The 16,032-nt window shown below is 66.7% G+C and carries 17 protein-coding genes and 1 tRNA gene; 11 read left to right on the forward strand and 7 right to left on the reverse strand.

Annotated features, from left to right (window positions below; translation table 11 throughout):
- Window positions 1-48 precede the first annotated feature (48 nt).
- The 3 genes from F9K07_RS12900 to F9K07_RS12910 all read left to right on the forward strand — a co-directional run bounded on the left by F9K07_RS12900 (window position 49) and on the right by F9K07_RS12910 (window position 1,730).
- A tRNA-Val gene (locus tag F9K07_RS12900) sits at window positions 49-125 on the forward strand.
- 152 nt (window positions 126-277) lie between these two features.
- The gene (locus F9K07_RS12905; RefSeq protein WP_159593671.1) at window positions 278-982 is read left to right on the forward strand and encodes an SOS response-associated peptidase; all 705 of its coding nucleotides are present in this window, start codon (window positions 278-280) and stop codon (window positions 980-982) included.
- A 496-nt stretch (window positions 983-1,478) separates the two neighbouring features.
- Window positions 1,479-1,730, forward strand: coding sequence for a hypothetical protein (locus tag F9K07_RS12910; RefSeq protein WP_159593673.1), 252 nt, complete (start codon window positions 1,479-1,481; stop codon window positions 1,728-1,730).
- A 43-nt stretch (window positions 1,731-1,773) separates the two neighbouring features.
- On the opposite strand, the gene F9K07_RS12915 is transcribed toward F9K07_RS12910, so the two are convergent.
- Window positions 1,774-2,514 carry a GntR family transcriptional regulator gene (locus F9K07_RS12915; protein WP_159593675.1) on the reverse strand — a complete coding sequence of 247 codons (741 nt, stop codon included), beginning with the start codon at window positions 2,512-2,514 and terminating at the stop codon, window positions 1,774-1,776.
- An 88-nt stretch (window positions 2,515-2,602) separates the two neighbouring features.
- Between F9K07_RS12915 and F9K07_RS12920 the strand changes: the two genes are divergently transcribed.
- Genes F9K07_RS12920 through F9K07_RS12940 form a run of 5 tightly spaced genes read left to right on the forward strand, consistent with a single transcriptional unit; the run spans window position 2,603 to window position 7,360 of the window.
- The gene (locus F9K07_RS12920) at window positions 2,603-3,661 is read left to right on the forward strand and encodes a MaoC/PaaZ C-terminal domain-containing protein (protein WP_159593677.1); all 1,059 of its coding nucleotides are present in this window, start codon (window positions 2,603-2,605) and stop codon (window positions 3,659-3,661) included.
- Between the two features lie 38 nt (window positions 3,662-3,699).
- Entirely contained in the window at window positions 3,700-4,683 is a 984-nt protein-coding gene (locus F9K07_RS12925; RefSeq protein WP_159593679.1) for a tripartite tricarboxylate transporter substrate binding protein, read from the forward strand.
- Window positions 4,684-4,701: 18 nt separating this feature from the next.
- Window positions 4,702-6,180, forward strand: coding sequence for a M81 family metallopeptidase (locus F9K07_RS12930; protein ID WP_159593681.1), 1,479 nt, complete (start codon window positions 4,702-4,704; stop codon window positions 6,178-6,180).
- A 35-nt stretch (window positions 6,181-6,215) separates the two neighbouring features.
- Complete coding sequence (locus F9K07_RS12935) at window positions 6,216-6,707, forward strand: helix-turn-helix domain-containing protein (RefSeq protein WP_159593683.1); 492 nt, start codon at window positions 6,216-6,218, stop codon at window positions 6,705-6,707.
- On the forward strand, window positions 6,704-7,360 hold the full coding sequence (locus tag F9K07_RS12940; RefSeq protein ID WP_159593685.1) for a nucleotidyl transferase AbiEii/AbiGii toxin family protein: 657 nt from the start codon (window positions 6,704-6,706) through the stop codon (window positions 7,358-7,360). The genes F9K07_RS12935 and F9K07_RS12940 overlap by 4 nt, the downstream gene beginning before the upstream one ends.
- A gap of 25 nt (window positions 7,361-7,385) precedes the next feature.
- Here the strand turns inward: F9K07_RS12940 and F9K07_RS12945 are convergent, their stop codons facing one another.
- Genes F9K07_RS12945 through F9K07_RS12965 form a run of 5 tightly spaced genes read right to left on the reverse strand, consistent with a single transcriptional unit; the run spans window position 7,386 to window position 12,541 of the window.
- Entirely contained in the window at window positions 7,386-8,054 is a 669-nt protein-coding gene (locus tag F9K07_RS12945) for a CoxG family protein (RefSeq protein ID WP_159593687.1), read from the reverse strand.
- Between the two features lie 14 nt (window positions 8,055-8,068).
- Window positions 8,069-8,566 carry a (2Fe-2S)-binding protein gene (locus F9K07_RS12950; protein WP_159593689.1) on the reverse strand — a complete coding sequence of 166 codons (498 nt, stop codon included), beginning with the start codon at window positions 8,564-8,566 and terminating at the stop codon, window positions 8,069-8,071.
- The gene (locus F9K07_RS12955; protein ID WP_159593691.1) at window positions 8,563-10,854 is read right to left on the reverse strand and encodes a xanthine dehydrogenase family protein molybdopterin-binding subunit; all 2,292 of its coding nucleotides are present in this window, start codon (window positions 10,852-10,854) and stop codon (window positions 8,563-8,565) included. Before F9K07_RS12955 ends, F9K07_RS12950 begins: the two co-directional genes overlap by 4 nt.
- The gene (locus F9K07_RS12960; RefSeq protein WP_159593693.1) at window positions 10,851-11,720 is read right to left on the reverse strand and encodes an FAD binding domain-containing protein; all 870 of its coding nucleotides are present in this window, start codon (window positions 11,718-11,720) and stop codon (window positions 10,851-10,853) included. Before F9K07_RS12960 ends, F9K07_RS12955 begins: the two co-directional genes overlap by 4 nt.
- On the reverse strand, window positions 11,717-12,541 hold the full coding sequence (locus F9K07_RS12965; RefSeq protein ID WP_159593695.1) for an alpha/beta fold hydrolase: 825 nt from the start codon (window positions 12,539-12,541) through the stop codon (window positions 11,717-11,719). Before F9K07_RS12965 ends, F9K07_RS12960 begins: the two co-directional genes overlap by 4 nt.
- Window positions 12,542-12,749: 208 nt before the next feature.
- Between F9K07_RS12965 and F9K07_RS12970 the strand changes: the two genes are divergently transcribed.
- Window positions 12,750-13,739, forward strand: a complete 990-nt coding sequence (locus tag F9K07_RS12970) for a Bug family tripartite tricarboxylate transporter substrate binding protein (protein WP_159593697.1) — start codon at window positions 12,750-12,752, stop codon at window positions 13,737-13,739.
- A gap of 2 nt (window positions 13,740-13,741) precedes the next feature.
- On the opposite strand, the gene F9K07_RS12975 is transcribed toward F9K07_RS12970, so the two are convergent.
- Window positions 13,742-14,638 (reverse strand): LysR substrate-binding domain-containing protein, encoded by an 897-nt coding sequence (locus F9K07_RS12975; protein ID WP_159593699.1) that lies wholly within the window; start codon window positions 14,636-14,638, stop codon window positions 13,742-13,744.
- 42 nt (window positions 14,639-14,680) lie between these two features.
- Between F9K07_RS12975 and F9K07_RS12980 the strand changes: the two genes are divergently transcribed.
- Both F9K07_RS12980 and F9K07_RS12985 read left to right on the forward strand, forming a co-directional pair.
- A complete protein-coding gene (locus tag F9K07_RS12980; protein ID WP_159593701.1) occupies window positions 14,681-15,412 on the forward strand; it encodes a transporter substrate-binding domain-containing protein in 732 nt (243 codons plus the stop codon).
- A 17-nt stretch (window positions 15,413-15,429) separates the two neighbouring features.
- Entirely contained in the window at window positions 15,430-15,816 is a 387-nt protein-coding gene (locus tag F9K07_RS12985; protein WP_159593703.1) for a RidA family protein, read from the forward strand.
- Window positions 15,817-16,032 lie beyond the last annotated feature (216 nt).

Genomic DNA, 16,032 nt, shown 5'->3' on the forward strand with positions numbered 1-16,032 from the left:
AGAAACGCTCAATTCCGCTGCTATACTCCGAGGCTTCGAATCGTTTGTAGGCGCGTAGCTCAGCTGGTTAGAGCACCACCTTGACATGGTGGGGGTCGTTGGTTCGAGTCCAATCGCGCCTACCAAAATGCCCTTGTAATTCTTTGAGTTACAAGGGCATTTTGCTTTTGGGGACAGCTTCAAGCTGTTCCAGCGGAAACGACGAAGCTTCTGCCAATGCAGACAGCTTTGTGATGGTGTTTTCGTGGGCCGAAGCGCTCGGCATACCATCCTCGCCATGAGCTCCGAATACGAATGCCTGCGTCCAGACCACCTGTACCGGGACATTTTTGACGTCGACGCGCCCAGCGACACCGTGCTGGGGCGCCAGGTTTGGCCCCGCCGCCCCGGGGTGTTCATCCGCAATCAACCGGCACCGCCTTCGGTCGAAGGCGCCGAATGCCCGTACCCAGGCGGGATCGAGCGCGAGCTCGTGGTGGGGCAGTTCGGCTTGGTCCCGCCTTGGGTGAAATCCGCTTCCGACGCAAAGCTGCGTTCGACCAAGCTGGTCAACGCGCGCTCGGAAACCGCGAGCACGTCCAACAATTTTCGCGGCGCGTGGCTGGGTGCGCAGCGTTGCATCGTGCCCATGATGGCGTTTCAGGTCGATGACTTGCGCAGCGGCAAGGCTGTGCCCACGCGTGTCGCGCGGGTGGACACCAAACCCATGGGCGTGGCCGGTCTGTGGGAGTGCTGGACCGGTGCGCAGGGCGAGGTGATCGTCAGTTTCTGCCTGCTCACGGTGAACGCCAACAGCCACGCGCTGATGCACCGCTACGGGCAACCGGGCAGCGAAAAGCGCATGTTGGCGATCTTGAACGAAGGTTCGTATGGCGCCTGGCTGAACGCGGCCCATCCGGAGAAAGCGCGCGAATTCATGAGGGCGTATTCGGCCGAGGGGCTCACAGCCAACCCCATCGAGAAGAAGCGCTCGGCCGCTTGATCCACTTGCGGGAAGCCCAGGTCCATCATGCAAGGGGCTCTGGGCATCATGGGGGAATGGCTCCTCGAGGCGACGGCAGGACCTTGTTCTTGGACGTTGCATGCATTCGAGACACCAACTTGCAGGCAAGTCGCCATCGGTACACGTGCGCTCCAGCGAGAGCCACCGGCGATGCGGGTGCTGGGAGACTTTCTCAACATGTGGGCTCTCTCTAGCTTGGCAAGTCCAAGCCATCGAAAGAATCGCCGCCAGCGGGGGGATGCTTGAACCGCATGCATGCGGTCAACTGATGTCAATTTGAGCGACGAGCCTTGCGCGCAGCCAGTCTTGGTTTGCTCCAGGTTTCCTCATCCTGTGAGTTACTGCGGTGATCACCCGAGAGAACAGGATCGACTATCTTCCGTTCAACAGAAGGCCGAGAATCCGATGGCCGAACAATGCGCGGGTTGCGTTTTGGGTAGTTCCCAATGTTGAACACTACGAGTATGTTCCCCCGGTGCATGCCGTCAAACGTGCGGGACGGTACGACAACCCCGATTTCCCGACGCCGAATATTCCGGTGACGGTCCGTCGAGACTACGGCAACCGAATCGGGTTCTGGCGCATGTTGAAGTCGCTGGACAGATTCGGCATCCGTTGCACGGTCAATATCAACATGGCCGTGCTCGATCATTTCCCCGAGGTGCGCGATGCCATGGTGGATCGCAACTGGGATTTCTGTTGCCACGGCATGTACAACACGAGGTGAGGTGCCGGCGGGCTGACGATCTCGGCCCGGGTGAACGCGCTTCTTACCGCACCCCCACGCCCCGCCTCAACCGCGACCGGTACGCATACCGATCCCCCGGAAATACACTCGCCGACACCAGAAACGGTTGCTCGTCCCGCCCGTAGTACCAGCGCCGCGAGCGCAGCGCCGGCGCGCCCACTTCGCAACCCAGGTGCTCGGCTTCTTCGGCACCCAGCGCGATGGCGCGGATCTCCTGGTCGATGCCTTGCACCTCGTGTCCGTGCTCCTGCGCCAGCCATTGGGCGAACGAGATCTTCACGTTCGCCAGCTGCGCGCTCGTGGGCGCTGACAGGCTGGGCACGTAGTGATGGCTGTACACCGTGGCGGGCGCGCGCGCCTTCTTGCGGACCGCTTCGAAGCGCACATAACTTTCGCCCAAGCCCAGGCCCAGATCGTTGGCCAGGGCCGGTGTGACCAGCAACTGGGTGCGCGACAGCACCTTGAGCGGGATGTCCTTGGTGAACTCGAGCACGTCGTCCACCGTGTCGCCCAGCGCTGCAAACGGCGCCTGGCGGGGCGGTACCTGCACGCGGCTGCCAATGCCCGGCCGGCGGTCGATCAGCCCCTGCAGTTCGAGTTCGCGCAGCGCACCACGCACCGTGATGCGGCTGACACGGAATTGCTCGCCCAGGCTTTGTTCGGTCGGCAGCAGACTGCCCGGCGGCAATTCGCCCGACGTGATGCGCTGGAGGAGGTGATCGGCCAGCAACCGGTATTGAGGGACGACATTCCTGGAAGCCATGGCGAGCGATTGTAGGGAGTGAAAATTTGTCGTGCCATTTCGGTGTTGGGCTTCCAATTGTTATAACAATAAGATAAAGTAGTCGTCCATGCCAACTCTTCACCACAGCGCCTACGCCCGCGACCCCGACGGCCTCCTGCACGAACGCTTCGGCCTGCCTTTCGAAGCCCTGGAAGCGGGCCAGATCTTCGAACACCGCCCAGGCATCACGTTCTCGCAGCAGGAGAACGTGGACGAAGCGCTCTCCACCTTCAACGCCGCGCAGATCCACACCGACGAAGCCTATGCGGCCCGCACGGCCTGGCAAGGACCGTTGATGGTGAGCACCTGGACCTTGCAGCGTCTGATCGGCATGACCTGGAAAACCTTCGGCCTGGGACGGCGGCGCATCGAGATCCTGCACGAGGTGCGCATGAGCACGCCGGTCTTCGCCGGCGACACGCTGTGCGCCCGTACCGAGGTGCTCGCGGTGACAGACGATGCCCGCGTGCGCCTGCGCACCGAAGCCTGCAACCAGCGCGGCGACACCGTCGCATGGGCGGACTACACGGTGCGCATGTGGCGCGCCTCGGAGCTGCCCGAGCGCCCCGGCCCGGCGGTGGACGAAGCGCGCTTCGCCTCTCACGTGGCGGCTGGCCCGCACACCTGGGTGGAAACCTACGGCCTGTGTTTCGAGGATTTGCGCGCGGGCGAGACGTTCGTGCACGCCTTGCGCCGCACGGTGGAGGCGCACGAGATCGCCGCGATCGCGCGTCGCGCGCTCGAGTGGTCGCCGCAGCACCACGATCTGGCCTGGTGCGAGGCTTTGGGCGAGTCCGGCTGCGCGATCCCGCAAGCGTGGCTGGTCGGGCTGGCCACGGCGCTGACCACCTTGACCTTGGGCCGGGTCTCGGCCAACCTGGGCTGGACCGAGGTGCGCTTCCTGCGCGACGCGCGCGCAGGCGACAGCCTGCAGGCGCGCTCGACCATCCGCGAATTGCGCAGCTCGCGCTCAAGGGCCCACGAAGGCATTGCCCATGTGCACACGACCTTGATGAACGGACAGGCGCAGCCCGTCCTGGATTTTCAGCGCGCGCTGCTCGTGTACCGGCGCGGCTTCGAGCCCGCGCCGCGCAGCGCGCCAGACCACACCGCCGCGCCGATCTGATCTCCCTTGCTCCACACCAATTGAAGAAAGGAATTTCCATGCAATGCTTTAAAACGATGCTGGCCGCCCTGTTGTGGGGTGTCTGCCAACTGGTGGCCGCACAGTCGCCATCCATCGCCGGTCCGGTGTCGCTGGTCGTGCCCTATCCGGCGGGCGGGGCCAGCGACATCACGGCCCGCATCTTCGCCGAGCCGATCGGCAAGGAGCTGAAGACCACGGTGGTGGTCGAGAACATCGCAGGCGCCACCGGTGGCATCGCGGTGCAGAAAATGCTCAGCGCGCCAGCCGACGGGCGCATGTTCTTCCAGGGCTCGCAGAACGAGGTGTTCCTGCCGCCGCTCACGATCAAGAGCACGCGCTACCAGATCTCGGACTTCGAGGTCGTGCACCCGATCACCACCACGCGTCTCGTGCTCGTGGTCCGCAAGGGCTTGCCGGTGCAGAACCTGCAGGAGTGGATGAACCTGGCGCGGACCCGAAGCGCGAGCGAGCCGCTGACCTACGGCAGTCCGGGCGTGGGTTCGCTCTACCATCTGCTGCCCGACAGCATGGGCAAGCTGATGTCGACCAACTTCAACCACATCCCGTACAAGGGCGGCGCGCCGCTGATGCAGGACCTGCTGGGCGATCGGATCGACTTCACCGTCATGGCCTTCTCCACCACCATGCTGCCCGCCGTGCAGGCCGGTCACTACCGCATCATCGCGAACCTGTCCAAGGACAAGCCGCGCGAGCTGGCCCACCTGCCCAGTGTGTCCGAGCTGCCGGTGTTCAAGGACGTGGACTACGCCGGCAACGCCGCGTACTACGTGAGGAAGGGCACGCCGCCCGCGATCCGGCAATTGCTCAACACCGCGATCGGCAATGCCGTGGCCTCGCCCGAGGTGATCAAGGCCCTGGAAGCCGATGGACGCCGCGTGCCACCGCGCATGTCGATCGCCGAGGCCGAACGCTTCTACCAGTCGGAACTGGCGCGCTACAAATCGGTGGTGAGCATCACCGGCTTCCAACCCATCGATTGATCCCGGAGTCGCTCTTCAATGCCACGCATCGCCGTCGCCGGCTTTCAACACGAGACCAATTCGTTCACCGACCACCGCGCCGACTACGCCTATTTCTGTCTGCACCGAGACCGGCCACCGCTGGTGCGCGGCGATGGGGTGATCGAAGCCCTGCGCCATGGCACCTATGGGCTGTCGGGCTTTCTCGACGCCGCCCAAGCCGACTGGACCCTGGTGCCTCTGGTGTGGGCCAGCGGCGGCGCGGGCGGGCCGGTGACCGATGACGCGTTCGAGCGCATCGTGGGCGAGATGGTGCAGCGGCTGGTCGGTGCGGGCCCGCTGGATGGCGTGTACCTCGACCTGCACGGGGCGATGGTGACCGAGAGCCTGGACGATGCCGAAGGCGAGCTGCTGCGCCGCGTGCGCGACGTGGTCGGGCCGCGCGTACCGGTCGTGGTCAGCCTGGACTACCACGCCAACGTGTCCGACGAGATGGTGCAGGGCTGCGACGGTATGGTGGTGTTCCGGACCTATCCGCACATCGACCGGCCCGAGACCGGCGCGCGCGCGGCGCACATCCTCGCGCGCTTGCTGCGCGAAGGCCGGCCCGCGGGGCGTGCTCTGCGCAAGACGCCATTCCTGCTGCCGATCGACTTCCAGTGCACGCTGGTCGAGCCCAGCCGTTCCATCGTGGCGTGGCAGCCGCCGGCCGATGTGATCAACGCCAGCTATGCTGCGGGTTTCCCGCCTTCGGATACGTTCGCCTGCGGCCCGGCGGTCATGGTGCACGCGCGCACCCAGGCCGACGCCGACCGGGTGGCCGATGCGTACCTCGACTTCGTGCTGCAACGCGAGCAGGCCTTCGCCGCCACGTTCTGGCCGTTGAACCAGGGGGTGGAGGAGGCGATCGAGCGCGCGCGCACCGCGAAACGCCCCGTCGTCATCGCCGATACGCAGGACAACCCGGGCGCGGGCGGCAGTGGGAACACCACCGGGCTTTTGCACGCCCTGCACGCGAGACAGGCGCAGGGTGTGCTCATGGGCTACTTCTTCGACGCCGAGGCCGCCCGCCGCGCATGCGAAGCCGGCGAGGGTGCGCGCTTGCCGCTCTCGCTGGGTATGGGCCTGCCTTTCCAGGCCGAATTCGACGTGCTGCGCTGTGCGGATGGCCCGTTCCGCTACACCGGCGCGGTCGCGGGCAACGTGGTGGCGGACCTCGGCCCGATGGCCCTGTTGCGCACGGGCGGCATCGAGATCGCGGTGAGCTCGCGCAACGTGCAGGCCTACGACGCGGCGCCCTTCGAGCGGCTCGGCGCCGATCCGGCGGCCGCGCGCATCCTCGTGCTCAAGAGCTCGTGCCACTTTCGTGCGGTGTTCGAACCGATGGCCGAGTGCGTGATGACGGTGCTCTCGCCGGGCGGTTACCAACCCGACCCGACCGCTAGCGATTACCGGCGCTTGCGCGAAGGGGTGCGGCGTCTGCCTACCAACCTTGCAGCTCAGAAGGTGTTGACGTAGTATGTCCAATATTTTCGACATACTTTGGTGCTGCAATGAATCTCATCGACATTGGCCATGCCGTACGGGAGCGGCGTTCTACGCTGGGCCTGTCCCAGGCGCAGTTGGCGCACCTGAGTGGCTTGTCGCGCCAAACCTTGGTGGGTCTGGAAAACGGCACGCTGAGTGACCTGGGGGTCAACCGCGCTGGTCAGGTGATGGCTGTGCTGGGTTTGGACAGTCCCAAGCCGGATACGCTGACACGGCGCAAGAAGCGCGGCCTGTGGATGGCAGCCAAGACGGCCAGTGTCAGCTATGCGCGGGAGCTGGGCCCCGACGCGCTTGAGAAGGCCCTGGCGAGCGGAGAAGTGTCGCCGCCATTTGCCCCGCACTTGACCCACTTGCTTGACGAAGCGCCTGTATCGATTGTCGTGATGGCCGTGGAGGAGACGGCCTCGCGGGCGCATGTGCCACCTCGGCAAATCTGGCGCAACGTGGCGAAGCTGGCCGAATCCTTGTCCGTGCACCGACGGGCGTTGTGGGCATGAAGCCCCGGTCACTGCCCGGTGGGGCCTGGAAAAAGCTATTCCCTCGGGCCTTGGCGCTGATCGACGAGATCGGCCAATACGGTGGGCTTGCCGATCCGTTCTGGACCTTGGGTGGCGGGACCGTGCTGATGTTTCGCTATCGCCATCGGCTGAGCAAGGATATCGACATCTTCGTACCCGATCCGCAATACCTCGGATTTGTCACGCCGCGGCTGAGCGACACCGCGGCGGACCTGACGCAGGACTACACCGAGCAGCCCGGCTCCTTCGTCAAGCTGCAGTTTGAGGAAGGTGAGATCGACTTCGTGGCCTCCCCCAACTTGCTGGCCGATGCATGGGAAGCCTGGGACATCGGTGGCCGCTCCGTGAAGGTAGAGACAGCCGCTGAAATCATTGCCAAGAAGATGTACCACCGCGGTGACCGGGCCACCGCGCGCGATCTGTTCGACTTCGCGCTCGTGATCGAGCGCGAGCCCCAGCAGCTTTTGACGGCAAACCCGTTCATGTTGCGCCACCGAGAAGCCTTCCTGTCCCAGGTCCGGCAGCCCCATGCCAGCATGCGCGCCGCGTTCGACGCCATCGCTACGCTGGACTACGCGCCGAGCTTCGACCATTGCGCGTCGGTGGTCGAAGAGTTCCTGGTCGGTGTGTAGGCATCAACGGCCGTGGCCCTCAGGCTCAGGCCGCGAACTTCAGGACGAAGAGGGCCGCCAACACCGAGACCGCCGCCGCCGTGGCCGAGATCGCGGCGGCGAGCACCGCGATCTGATGGCCCTGAGACGCAGACTGCTGGATGACAACGGGCGACGCCGCACCGGCGGTGCTTGCGCCCGTTGCCTTCGGCGCCGTGCCGACGTCCCGTGCAGCCGTGGCCGAGGACTCCGCGGCTTTGCCATCGGCCTTGCCCGCGCCCGAGAGCTCGTTGGCAAAGCGCGTGAAGAAGTCGTCCGACATGCGCTTGGTCACGCCGTCGATCAGCCGTGCGCCCACTTGCGCCAGGCGCCCGCCCACCTGGGCTTGCGCGCTGTAGCGCAGGCGCGTGCCGCCCTCGACATCGTCGAGACTCACCTGGGCCGTGCCCTTGCCGAAGCCGGCCACCCCACCCGAACCTTCGAACGACATCGCATACGAGGTCGGTGGCACCATGTCGCTCAGTTGCAGCTTGCCGTTGAAGCGCGCACGCACGGGGCCCACGGTCATCTGCATCGCCACGCGGAATTTGTGCTCGCCGTCCGCTTCGAAGGTGTCGCAACCGGGGATGCAGCGCTGCAGCACGGCCGGGTCGTTGAGGGCGCGCCAGACGTCGCTGCGCGGCACGGGAAGAATTTTTTCGCCTTGGATTTCCATGGTGTTCTTTTCTTTCAGGAGGCGTTGGCGTTGGAAGCAGCCCGCATGCGCAGGCCGGCCAGCTGCACGGCCTTGATGATTTCGGGGTACGCGCCGCAACGGCAGAGGTTGCCCGCGAGGTAGTGGCGGATCTCATGCTCGGACGGGTCGGGGTTCTGCGCCAGCAACTGGCGCGACATCAGGATGAAGCCCGGCGTGCAGAAGCCGCACTGGAACGCGCCCGCGTCGATGAAGGCCTGCTGCACCGGGTCGAGCTCGCCGTCTTTTTCCAGGCTTTCCACGGTGGCGACGTTGCAACCGTCGGCGTGCATCGCGGGGTAGATGCAGCCGGTGACGGCCTTGCCGTCGACCACCACGGTGCAGCAGCCGCACAGGCCTTGCCCGCAGCTCTCGCGCGCGCCGTGCAGGCCGCAGTCGCGCACGACTTCCACCAGGGTGTTGTAGGCCTCGACGTGTCGGGCCACGGGCTCGCCGTTGAGGCGGAACTGGATCAGGGTGCTGGTGGTGCTCATGTCGGGCTCTCTTCGCTCTGGCGCCGGGCCAGCGCCTTGTGGATGTCTTCGGGGGTGATGGGCAGGGTGGTGATGCGCACGCCCACCGCGTCGTGGATGGCTTCGGCGACGGCGGAGGCCACGCCGAAGCAACCGCTTTCCCCCAGGCCCTTGGCACCGAACGGGCCGGTGCTCTGTTGCGCGTCGACCGCCTCGCAGCCGAAGTGCTCGGGAATGTCGAGGATGCCGGGGATCTTGTATTCGGAGAACGAGGCGTTGCGCAGCTGGCCGTCGGCGTCGAAGTCCATCTTCTCCAGGTGCACCATGCCGAGCTGCATGATGGCCGCGCCGGAGATCTGCGTTTCCACCACCTTGGGGTTGAGCGGCGTGCCGCAGTCCACCACGTTCTCCATGCGCAGGATCTTGAAGTGGCCGGTCTCGGTGTCCACCTCCACTTCCACGCCGGTGCCGCCGATCATCCAGTTGGGTGTGATGTCGGGCGACTGGCCGTTGGCGTCCGGCGAGGTGTAGGAGGGCACGAAGCTGCCCGTGCCCACCAGCGTGCCGGCCTGCATGCTGAACTTCTTTTTCAGCAGCGTCGGCACGTCCGGCATGCCGTTGAATGGCAGGCCCAGGCTGTCGGCGAGCGCGCGCGCCTGCACCAGCAGGTCGGCGGCGGCGGCCTTCACCGCGTTGCCCATGGAGAAGGTGGAGCGCGAGCCCAGTGTGGCCATGTCGTAGGGTGTGGCGTCGGTGTCCGGGTGCACCACGCGGATGTCCTGCGCGCGGATGCCCAGCACCTCGGCGGCCACGATGGCCATGGCCGTGTCCGAGCCCTGGCCCATGTCGACGGTGCTCATGAGCAGGGTGCAACTGCCGTCGCCCGCGGCGGTGACGGTGGCCACCGAGGTGGTGGGCGCGACCAGCGCCTTGAAGCCCAGGCCCAGGCCACGGCCCTTGCGCACCGTGCCTGTGCCGCGCTCGATCGGCGTGTCCCAATCCATGCGGCGGGCCACGGTGTCGAGCACCTGGCGCAGCGCGGCGTCTTTCATGATGGTGCCGGCGCCGTGCGGGCGGCCGTTCTCCAGCAGGTTCAGGCGGCGGAATTCGAGCGGGTCCATGCCGATCGCGCGTGCGATCAGGTCGGCCTGGCTCTCGTAGCCCCACACCACCTGGGTGATGCCGAAGCCGCGGAACGCGCCGGCTGGGGGAAGGTTGGTGTAGACCTGGTACGAATCGATGTGGAGGTGGTCGATGTCGTACGGACCACCGGCGGTGAAGCCCGATTTCTGCGTGACGCGTGGCCCGATGTCGGCATAGGCACCGCCGTTCCAGTAGACCTCGCAATGCCGGCCGGTGATGCGGCCCTGGGCGTTCACCGCGCTGCGGATGCGGAAGGTGGTGGCGTGCTTGGTGATGGTGTAGAACTGCTCTTCCATCGTGAGCGCCACGCGCACCGGACGCTTGGCGATCAGCGTGAGCGCGGCCGCCAGCGCTTCCAGCTTGATGTAGAGCTTGGCGCCGAAGCCGCCGCCGAGCAGGCGCGTCTTCACCTGCACGCGGTTCTCGGGCCAGCCCAGCAGGCGCGCGATCTCCAGCCGCACGAAAGACGGGCTTTGCGAGGCGGTGTGGATGGTGATGCCGCGCTCGTTGAACTCGGCGATGCTGATCATCGGCTCCATCGGCGTGTGCATCACCTGCTGGGTGCGGAAGGTGTGGTCGAACACCTGTGCCGCTTCGGCAAAGGCCTTCTCCACGTCGCCATGGCGCAGGCGGTAGTCCAGCGCGACGTTGGTGCCCTTGCGCCCGGCCAGGTGCTTCAAGTCGGGGAAGGTGCCGGCGGGGCGCAGTTCGTCGTGCACCAGGATGCCGGTGTCGTGGGCGGCCTGGACTTCGTCGAACACGGCGGGCAGCACCTCGTATTCGACCTCGACCAGGCCGGCCGCCGCTTCGGCCACGTGCACGTCCTCGGCCAGCACCACGGCCAGTGGCTCGCCGATGTGCCGCGCCTTCTCGATTGCCAGGATCGGCTGGTCGTGGAACGCGGGGCCGTAGTGCGGGTCGGGGATGACCTGCATCACATCGCGCGCCGTGACCACCTTGAACACGCCCGGCATGGCCGCCGCGCGCTGGGTGTCGATGCCGAGGATGCGCGCGTGTGCGTGCGCGCTGCGAACCACCTTGGCGTGCAGCATGCGCGGCAGCGAGAGGTTGTGCGTGTAGTCGGCCGCGCCGGTGACTTTGGCGCGCGACTCCAGGCGGTTGACCGAGTGGCCGACCTGTTCGTGTTGGGTGGAGGTGAAGGTCATGCGGGGCTCCGGCTGCGGCGCAGGGCGATGTGAATGGCCCTGGGCAAGGCGGTCTTGAGCAATTGGGTTTTGTATTCGGCCGACCCGTGCGCATCGGCCATGAGGGGGACTTCGGTCGCGGCGGCCTCGGCGGCGGCGCGCAGCGCGTCGGCTTCGAGTCCGCGCTGTTCGATCACGGCCTGCGCCCGCGCCAGCCGCGTGGGCCGGTCGGTGGCCGCACCGGTGAAGATGTGGACTTTCTGCACCCGGTCCTGTTGCATCTTCAGCACCACGGCCAGGCCGAGCGCAGGCCAGTCGTGTGCGGCGCGGGTGGTGAGCTTGAGGTAGTGGCCCGGGCCGGCTTGCGCCGGCACGATCACCCGCGTGATCAGTTCGTCGCGCGCCACCACGGTTTCGTAGTAGCCCGTGCACAGGTCTTCGGCGTTTACCGTGCGGCTGCCCTGGGGGCCGGTGATCACCACGCGCGCGCCCAGCGCGGCCAGCACCGGTGGCATGTCCAGGTGCGGATCGGCGTGGCGCAGGTTGCCGCCGATGGTGGCCACCGCGCGCACCCGGGCATTGGCCACGCCGCGCAGCGCCAGGCTCAGCATGGGCCAGCCTTCGAGCACGGCCGCGTGGCGTTCGATGTCGGCCAGGCGCGCCAGGCCGCCGAGCTCCAGTTCGCCGGCTGCGTTGACGGCGATCGAGGCATGCTCATCGCCGATCTTGTGCAGGCTGATGAGGCGCGTGGGATGCAGCACGCCGGCCTTCATCATCAACATGACGGCGGTGCCGCCGCCCACGGGGCGGATGTTCGGGTCCTCGGGGTCGAGCAGCGAAAGGGCTTCGTCCAGCGAGTAGGGCAGCAGGAATTCGAACGGTGTCATTGCGCTGCCTCCGCGCAGAGTTGCAGCAGCGCGTGCGCGACCACGTCGGGCACTTCCAGCGGCGCGAGGTGGCGCGCGTTGGGGATGACCGCCAGGTGCGAATGCGCGATGCCGGCGTGCATCGCCTGCGCCATGGGCACCGGCGCGGCGTAGTCCTCTTCGCCCACCAAGATGCGCGTGGGGACCTGGATGCGGGCCAGCAGCGCGCGGCCATCGAAGTGGCCCAGCATGTGGCAGGTGGCGACGTAGCTCTCGATGCGGTTGCGCAGAAAGGTGTCGATGCAGGCCTGCACGATCTGCGGGTTCTGCGCGCGGAACGCGTCGCTGAACCAGCGCGTCTTCTGGAAATCCACCAGAGAAGCCAGGCCCTGGGTGCGGCCTTTGGCGGCGCGGTCTTCCCAGTCCTTGGGCGCGGTCGGTCCGTACCAGGCGGTGGTGCCGATCAGCGCCAGCCCGGCCGTGCGCTGCGGGTGGCTGCCGGCGAACTGCAGCGCGATGCAGCCGCCCATGGAGGCACCACCCACGATCGCGCGGGGAACGTCCAGGTGGTCCAGCACCTCACGCAGGTCCTCGGCCATGCGAGCGGCCGTGTAGGGCGTGGGGCCGTGGCCCGACTGGCCATGGCCGCGCGCGTCGATGGCGACCACGGTCGCCTTGCCTTCGAGCCTGGTGGCCTGCAGGTCCCAGAAGCAGTGGTCCATGGCCAGGGAGTGCACGAGGGCCACCACCGGCAGACCGCCGAGCGGCCCATGAACGCGGTAGCAGATGGGAATGCCGTCGCTGCTGGTCAACGTGGCAGTGGGGTGGTGGGGTGTGGTCATATGGCGCGGGATTGTTCGCCCGCGCCCGCACCGCGTCCAACGAGAAATTTGAAGCTCGGCGATCAAAATCGCTCATGCCCGGCCCAGGTACCGGTCCCATGAGCGAAATTGGTGGCGGTCAGCAAAATCGTTCGTTTGACCCGTGTGGGTCGTGTGCCGCAGGATGCCCCGGCTGTTCCGTTCACAACCTTCGTACCGAGACAAACCCATGACTTTGAACAACGCATCCCGCCGGCATCTCCTGCTCGCCGCCGCCTTGGCGATTCCCACCCTGGGCACGGGCACCGCACAGGCCCAGGACTACCCAACGCGTCCCATCCGCGTGGTCGTGCCCTTTGCGCCGGGTGGTGTGGTCGACGTCACCGCGCGCCTGCTGACGCAGAAGATGACCGAGCGCCTGGGCTGGAACTTCGTGGTGGAAAACAAGCCCGGTGGCAACGGCTTCATCGCCGTGACCCAGGTGGCCAAGGCCGCGCCCGATGGCTACACCCTGCTCACGGCCCACACCGGTGAATTCGCCGTGAACCCTGCGCTCTTTCCCAACACGCCCTACGACCTGGACCGCGATTTCGCGCCGATCACCATGATCAGCGACACCCCCATGCTGCTGGTGGCCAACGCCAAGGAGCCCTACAACACCGTGCGCGAGCTGGTGGCCGAGGCGAAGAAGAACCCGGGCAAGCTGGCCTTTTCCTCGCCGGGCAACGGCAGCGTGAACCACCTGGCGGGCGAATGGTTCGCGGCGGAGGCCGGTGCCAAGCTGCTGCACGTGCCCTACAAGGGCGGCGCGCCGGCCGTGGCCGCGGTGGCCGCGGGCGAAGTGCCCCTGGGCGTGGTGGCCGTGCCGGCGGTGGTGCCCCATGTGCAATCGGGCCGCGTGAAGGTGCTGGGCCTCACGACCGCGCGCCGCACGCCTTTCAACAACGCCTGGGAACCCGCCAACGAAGCTGGCGTGAAGAACGTCGATGCCTCGAACTGGGTGGGCCTGTTCGCGCCCAAGGGCGTGCCGGCGGACATCCTGGCCAAGCTGCACGCCGAAGTGGCCAAGACCTTGCAGGACCCCGATATGAAGAAGCGCTTCGCGGACGCGGGCGCCGAGGTCGGTGGCATGCCATCGGCGGCCTTTGCCGAGCGCATCCGCACCGACGCCGCGCGTTACCGCGACGTGGTGAAGAAAGGCAACATCCGGATCGAATGAACCTAGGCCGCCGCGCCGAACGTGGACATCAGCCAGCGCTTGAACAGTTGCACCTTGCGCAGGCCCGAACGTTCGGGACGGCTGAGCACGTGGTAGCCCGCCGACGACGCGTAGCGGAACTCGAACGGGGCGATCAGGCGGCCGCTGGCCAGGTCCTGGCGCACCAGCACCGAGCGGCCGATGCCCACACCCAGGCCTTCGACGATGGCGTTCATGGCAAACGAAAGGGTCTCGCAGTTGATCTCGCGCTCGAAGGCCTCGATCGGCGAGCCCGCGTGCCGCAGCCACACGGTCCAGTCGTCGGTGATGATGGGCGAGACCGTGCGCACGATGGGAAAGTGGCGCAGATCGTCGATGGAGCGCAGCGGCGGGCCAGACTTCAGCAGTTCGGGTGTGCAGACGGGAAAGATGTCTTCGTCGGCGATGCGCTCGGCATCAAAGTCGCGCCAGTCGTCCGCGCCATGCCAGATCGCCACGTCGAACTCGCGTTGTTCCAAGCGGTCTGTGGGTGCCAGCGCGGTGAGGCGCAGTTCGATCTCGGGGTGCAGGCGCTGGAAGTCCCGCAGCGCTGGCGTGAGGCAGCGCGACGAGAAAGCCACCAGGCTGGCGATGGTGAGCCGATTGTCGCGCGCGGTCGACACGCTTTCCGTGGCACTCGCGATCTGGGCCAGCGCGGGGCGAATGCATTCCAGGTACGTGCGCCCCTCGTCCGTCAGGCGCGTGGTGTTCTGTTTGCGCGTGAAGAGCTGGATCTCCAGCAGGCTCTCCAGTTCCTTGATGCGGTGGCTCACTGCGGTCTGCGTCAGGCTCAGCTCGACGGCCGCGCGGGTGAAGCTCTGGTGCCGCGCGGTGGCTTCGAAGGCGAGCAGCGCGGCGAGTGGGGGCAGTGTCCTGGGCATGAGAGGTAATTTAACTTGAACAGCTTGCAAGGAAAGAGAGAAATGAGCATCGAGTCCACATTGATCCGGCAGATCGCCCCCCGAGGCGTGCTGCGCGCGTCCATCAACGTCGGCAACCCCGTGCTGGCCAGCCGCGCGAACGACGGCACGGTGCGTGGCGTGTCGGTCGACCTCGCGCGTGCGTTCGCGGGGCGCCTGGGGCTGGCGCTGGAGCCGGTGGTGTTCGAGAGCGCGGGCCAGTCGGTCGAGGCGGTGGCGCGCGGCCAGGCCGACATCGGCTTCTTTGCGCTCGATCCCGCGCGCGCCGACCAGCTGCGATTTGCCACGCCCTACGTGCTGATCCAGGGTGCGTACCTGGTGCGCGATGGCTCTCCCCTGCAGACGATGGACGAGGTCGATCGCGCCGGACACCGGGTGGTGGTGGGCAAGGGCAGCGCCTACGACCTGTACCTCACGCGCAGCCTTCGGCAGGCGACGATCGAGCGTGCCGCCACGTCGCCCACGGTGGTGGACGAGTTCATGCGCGGTGGGGCGCAAGTGGCGGCTGGCGTGCGCCAGCAGCTGGAATCCGATCTGTCGCGTTTTGAGGGGCTGCGCTTGTTGCCGGGCAATTTCATGACCATCCAGCAGGCCGTGGGCATTCCGGCGGACCGCAGCGATCTGGCCTTGGCCGAAGTGCGCCAGTTCGTGGAGGACATGAAGGCCGACGGCTTCGTGGCCCGTGCGCTCAAGCGGCACGAGATCGAGGGCGCGGCTGTCGCGCCGCTGGCATGAACATGGAAAAGACCGACATGGCTTCACCTCAGATGTTTGTCGCGCCAGCGGGCATGGCGGCGCCGCGTGGTCACTACAGCCATGCCACGCGTGGGGCGGGCATGGTGTTCGTGTCGGGGCAGTTGCCAGTGTCCTCCGATGGCCAAGTGCTGCATGACGCACCCTTCGAGTTCCAGGCCAGGCAGGTGCTGAGCAATGTGCGCGCCGCGCTTGAAGGCGCGGGCAGTGGCGTGGCCCAACTGCTGCAGGTGCGCGTGTACATCACCGACATCGGATTGTGGCCCGCCTTCGATGCGATCTACGCGCAGTGGGCCGGTGAGGCGAGGCCGGCGCGAGCGGTGGTGCCGGTGCCTGTGTTGCACTACGGTTGTGGTCTGGAGGTTGAAGCTGTGGCGTTGGGCTGAAGCGCTCGGAGGTTTCTTCAGGGCCGCTGGTGCGTGTGCCCGTTCTCCGGCGCACCTCTCGGTCGGATACCCGGGCACGCCACCACCCTCGCGTCAACACCGCATGCAGGACGCATCCGTGCAGGCAACCGCGAATGGCGCCTGCGCCCGGACACCCACACCATCGACCCCAGTAGCACCTGAGCACACCACTGGGGGGAAGGGGAGGAACCGGAG

The sequence above is a fragment of the Hydrogenophaga sp. BPS33 genome (assembly GCF_009859475.1).
GTDB lineage: Bacteria > Pseudomonadota > Gammaproteobacteria > Burkholderiales > Burkholderiaceae_C > Hydrogenophaga.

Excerpts from the sequence above, each read along its gene's own strand:
- F9K07_RS12905 (WP_159593671.1), top strand. The coding sequence starts at position 278 with ATGAGCTCCGAATACGAATGCCTGCGTCCAGACCACCTGTACCGGGAC.
- F9K07_RS12915 (WP_159593675.1), bottom strand. The coding sequence starts at position 2,514 with ATGGCTTCCAGGAATGTCGTCCCTCAATACCGGTTGCTGGCCGATCAC.
- F9K07_RS12920 (WP_159593677.1), top strand. The coding sequence starts at position 2,603 with ATGCCAACTCTTCACCACAGCGCCTACGCCCGCGACCCCGACGGCCTC.
- F9K07_RS12925 (WP_159593679.1), top strand. The coding sequence starts at position 3,700 with ATGCAATGCTTTAAAACGATGCTGGCCGCCCTGTTGTGGGGTGTCTGC.
- F9K07_RS12930 (WP_159593681.1), top strand. The coding sequence starts at position 4,702 with ATGCCACGCATCGCCGTCGCCGGCTTTCAACACGAGACCAATTCGTTC.
- F9K07_RS12935 (WP_159593683.1), top strand. The coding sequence starts at position 6,216 with ATGAATCTCATCGACATTGGCCATGCCGTACGGGAGCGGCGTTCTACG.
- F9K07_RS12940 (WP_159593685.1), top strand. The coding sequence starts at position 6,704 with ATGAAGCCCCGGTCACTGCCCGGTGGGGCCTGGAAAAAGCTATTCCCT.
- F9K07_RS12945 (WP_159593687.1), bottom strand. The coding sequence starts at position 8,054 with ATGGAAATCCAAGGCGAAAAAATTCTTCCCGTGCCGCGCAGCGACGTC.
- F9K07_RS12950 (WP_159593689.1), bottom strand. The coding sequence starts at position 8,566 with ATGAGCACCACCAGCACCCTGATCCAGTTCCGCCTCAACGGCGAGCCC.
- F9K07_RS12955 (WP_159593691.1), bottom strand. The coding sequence starts at position 10,854 with ATGACCTTCACCTCCACCCAACACGAACAGGTCGGCCACTCGGTCAAC.
- F9K07_RS12960 (WP_159593693.1), bottom strand. The coding sequence starts at position 11,720 with ATGACACCGTTCGAATTCCTGCTGCCCTACTCGCTGGACGAAGCCCTT.
- F9K07_RS12965 (WP_159593695.1), bottom strand. The coding sequence starts at position 12,541 with ATGACCACACCCCACCACCCCACTGCCACGTTGACCAGCAGCGACGGC.
- F9K07_RS12970 (WP_159593697.1), top strand. The coding sequence starts at position 12,750 with ATGACTTTGAACAACGCATCCCGCCGGCATCTCCTGCTCGCCGCCGCC.
- F9K07_RS12975 (WP_159593699.1), bottom strand. The coding sequence starts at position 14,638 with ATGCCCAGGACACTGCCCCCACTCGCCGCGCTGCTCGCCTTCGAAGCC.
- F9K07_RS12980 (WP_159593701.1), top strand. The coding sequence starts at position 14,681 with ATGAGCATCGAGTCCACATTGATCCGGCAGATCGCCCCCCGAGGCGTG.
- F9K07_RS12985 (WP_159593703.1), top strand. The coding sequence starts at position 15,430 with ATGGCTTCACCTCAGATGTTTGTCGCGCCAGCGGGCATGGCGGCGCCG.